We start from the raw sequence: 617 nt of genomic DNA on the forward strand, positions 1-617 counted from the left end.
GTTACATGTTCGGTATAATTACGGTTTGTTGTTATATTGGTACGATACATTGATTTCGTATTTTCACCCGTCCCTGACTGAAGATAAATATCAACCCAAAGATCTGTAGAGGGGTCATAAACCATACCTTCTGGTGAACTATAAGGGCGGTGATTTAAACACCAAACTGAATTGGGTAAAATATCCCCTGCCCTATAACCAGACAAGGGGTGACCAGAAATCGTACCAACATCCGCACAAAGCGTATGAAACCCTCCTATCTTGCGCGAATTACTCACTGTGTAATTCCTTGGATACGTAGAGTTTTCTGATACAACAATTTTATGAGAATCTCCCTCCGGTACCAAATAAAGATAATAATCCTTGCCCGCAGAAAGAGACGGCATGCTTATTCTGGCATCTACCGTATAACTTACAACCAAAATATCACGAGTTCGTGGCAAAGTTAGATAGGTTCCTTTTTTCACGGTTAATTGCGCTTTGCCTGTCGCAACAAGAAAAGGGGTGGAAATTGAAAAAACCGTTAAATTGGACTGTTTCAGTAAATTGTTTACCTCTTCCGCTAGCGCTTTTGCCTGTGAAGCTACTGTATGGGCTGTTGTTGCCGTTGCTAGGGA

Annotated in this window: 1 pseudogene; it reads right to left on the minus strand. The window is 41.5% G+C overall.

Going from position 1 to position 617, the window contains the following annotated elements:
• Positions 1-617: pseudogene (locus ACFILZ_RS10125) on the minus strand (hypothetical protein); the annotation flags it as partial.

The organism is Bartonella sp. AP40SXNS, assembly GCF_042195825.1.
In the GTDB taxonomy this organism is placed as follows: domain Bacteria; phylum Pseudomonadota; class Alphaproteobacteria; order Rhizobiales; family Rhizobiaceae; genus Bartonella.